Source organism: Pseudomonas sp. 05T35 (assembly GCF_056396605.1).
This window is the reverse complement of the sequence record NZ_JBFTLU010000489.1, coordinates 1-3,216: the sequence shown is the minus strand read 5'-3', so window position 1 is coordinate 3,216 and position 3,216 is coordinate 1. Positions and strand designations below refer to the sequence as shown.

At 56.0% G+C, this 3,216-nt stretch carries 1 protein-coding gene; it reads left to right on the top strand.

What is annotated here, in order from left to right:
- Positions 1-695 precede the first annotated feature (695 nt).
- Complete coding sequence (locus tag AC1DH9_RS25795) at positions 696-3,212, top strand: RHS repeat-associated core domain-containing protein (protein ID WP_477809040.1); 2,517 nt, start codon at positions 696-698, stop codon at positions 3,210-3,212.
- Positions 3,213-3,216: the final 4 nt, after the last annotated feature.

Sequence of the window (3,216 nt, the reverse complement as noted above, 5' to 3'; positions counted from 1 at the left end):
AAATTTAACAATACGCTACTCCCCCAAACCCTAAGCAGCCTAACTAATGAATTAGAGATTAGATCATTTCAACACCTTAAAGCAAACATCAAAGCCGCTAAGAAATTTATACCACTTAAACCCTATTTACCTGCCTACTCGAAAGTTCCAGAGTTTCCGCCAGACGCTTACCTTTCCATCTATTCTAAAGTCTCCAACCTTCGACCAAGTAGTTATCCGCCCGCCTACCTGGAAGTTGACCGCATTCGATTAGCCAATCACTCGAACATCTACTCGAACGTAGAGCCGCTTTCGTCAAATGCATACTCGACCACTGATTCAGGGATTGAATCCTCTCGACGGGAAGATTTCTCGCCCTCCTATACGGAAGTTGACCCCCTCCGCCCGATAGGTTACTGGTCCGCATACTTGAATGTTCCCCGCTTTAGGCCGAGAGGTAACCCGCCTGCCTACTCGGAGGTTGACCGTCTTCGGTCGAGTGATGAACAGCCCTGCTACTATAATTCTCCCTCTGAGCGAAGCTGGTCAATCGATAATACTCTGCACTCAATGAACCCTGCTGACGACCAACCAATTACGTCTCTAACAGCGGAACCGAATCAACTCGCTCGTATAAACCACATTCGTGGAGCTATGCATGAGTCCATGGGGGCGCGAGATGTATGACTAACCCGCATGTATCAAGGTAATTATGTATGCCTACAGGAACTTGGTCATACGCACACACGGCCACACCTGGCCTCGTGGTATCGGACTCGCGTGGCCTGACGGTCAGGACCGTGCAGTTCCACCGACGGCAGGCGGGCGATCCGCTTGAAACGCGGGTCACCCATCAACGGTTCGACGCCGCTGGCCGACCGGTTGCCAGCCGTGATCCGTATTTGTTTGCCCTGGCCCAAACCGACGCATCCGTCCCCGCCAACCTGAGTCAGGTCTTCAGCCTGTCCGGCGTACCGTTGGCGAGCCACAGCGTGGACGCCGGCTGGCGACTGGCGCTGCCAGGTGAGGCCGGGCAAGCCGTCGAACGCTGGGACGGCCGTGGCAGCCACTCACGGACCGAATACGACGAACTGCTGCGCCCGGTGGCCGTGCAGGAGCGTGGAGCAGACGTTGCCGAGCACGCACTGGAGCGCTTCAGCTAYGCCRCTGCCGATGCGGACGCCGCCGYCCACAATCKGTGTGGCCAGCTGATTCGCCATGACGACCCGGCCGGCACCTTGCACCTGCTGGACCTGAGCCTCGGCGGCGCGCCGCTGCAACAGCGGCGAGATTTTTTGCGAAGCCTTGACCCACCCGACTGGCCGAACAGTGTGACCGAGCGGGATGCCTTGCTCGAAWCYGGCGACGGYGCRACYACCTGGAATAGCTACGCGCCCACCGCCGAACCGCTGAGTCAGACCGACGCACTGGGYAAYCGTCAAGCCTTCGCCTACACCGTSGCCGGCCAGCTGAAAAACACCCGGCTGACCCTGGCCGGTGACGGASAGCTCRAGAAGGTTCTGGTGAGCGCGATCCACTACAACCCCTCCGGCCAGGTCGAATCCGAAACCGCGGGCAACGGCGTGATCACCGGTCACCGCTACGATCCCGCCAACGGCCGGCTGACGAACCTCAGCGCCCACAAAGCCGATGGCACGCCGCTGCAAGACCTCAGTTACTGCTACGACCCGGTCGGCAATGTGCTGAGCATCAAGGATGCSGCGCAACCGATCCGTTACTTCAATAACCAGCGCGTCGAGCCGATCAAGACTTACTGGTATGACACGCTCTACCAGTTGATCAAAGCCTGTGGATCAGAGGCTGACATCGGGCRYGGCGGCCCGGCCCTGCCGGACTTGCARCCCCTGCCACCYGATCCCAACCAGATCGCCCACTACACCCAGACCTACCATTACGATGCAGGCGGCAATCTGCTGGATCTGSAGCATGTCGGCGCCCAGGCCCATGGCCGCACCTTGACCCGCGCCCGCTACAGCAATCGCTGCCTGCCCGAGCGCGACGGCCGGCCACCGACCGAAGCCGAACTGGCCGCCGGCTTCGATGCCAACGGCAACCTGCTTGAACTGCAACCGGGGCAGCCCCTGAGCTGGGATCTGCGCAATCAGCTACAGGCAGTGTGCCCCGTGGTGCGCGAAAACGCGAAGAACGACCGCGAGCGGTATATCTACGACGGCGACGGCCAACGCGTGCGCAAAGTTCGCAGCCACCAGACCAACGCCCGCACGCTGATCAGCGAGGTGCGTTATCTGCCCGGCGTGGAAATCCGCACCCACAGTGGCACCGGTGAAGTCCTGCATGTCGTCAGCGCTGCCGCCGGGAGCAACAGTGTGCAAGTGCTGCATTGGGTCGCCAGACAACCCGATGACATTGCCCCGGATCAGGTGCGTTACAGCCTGGGTGATCACCTGAAATCCAGTACGCTGGAACTCGACCATCAGGCCAGGCTGATCAGCCAGGAATGGTATTACCCGTTCGGTGGCACCGCGTGGTGGGCAGGTCGTTCCGCAATCGAGGCCAAGTACAAAACCGTGCGCTATTCCGGCAAGGAGCGCGATGCGACCGGGCTTTATTACTATGGATTCCGCTATTACGCACCGTGGTTGCAACGGTGGATCAATCCGGATCCGGCTGGAGATATAGACGGACTGAACAGATTCCAAATGGTCAACAATAATCCTATGGTTTTTTTTGATTCTGATGGACTCGGTCGAACTCCTGCAGGTGAAAGAACACACATCGACGAATCGGTTCAAAGCAGCGAACCGACCTATTCATACTTTGACGAAAATTTACAGGCTCGCTTTGACTTACAAAAGGAATCGAGAAAACGATTGGACTTTATTGATAACAACATGCTGCACGAGCCTGTTAGAAAATATGGAATCAGGTCGACATATGGAACCGATGATTTTCAGAATGTGTTCCAACGAGAACTGTGGACGTTCAAGTCTAATTTCCGAAACCCAAACACCTCAGATTTTTTTGCAAACGATATCGCTAGATACCAATACACTCTTATCTCAAAAAAAGAAGGTTTTTTTGGGCACCTCCCCTCCCTCATAAAAAGAGACACTGTTATAAACAAAACCACACTAAGGAAAACAAAAAAACTAGAAAGTGGATCTGAGGAAATGCTCAGAACTTTTTTGGAAGAAACACCAAATGGAAAATCCACACAAAGAATTCTGAACGACTTTGGATTGAAGGCTTGAAGGC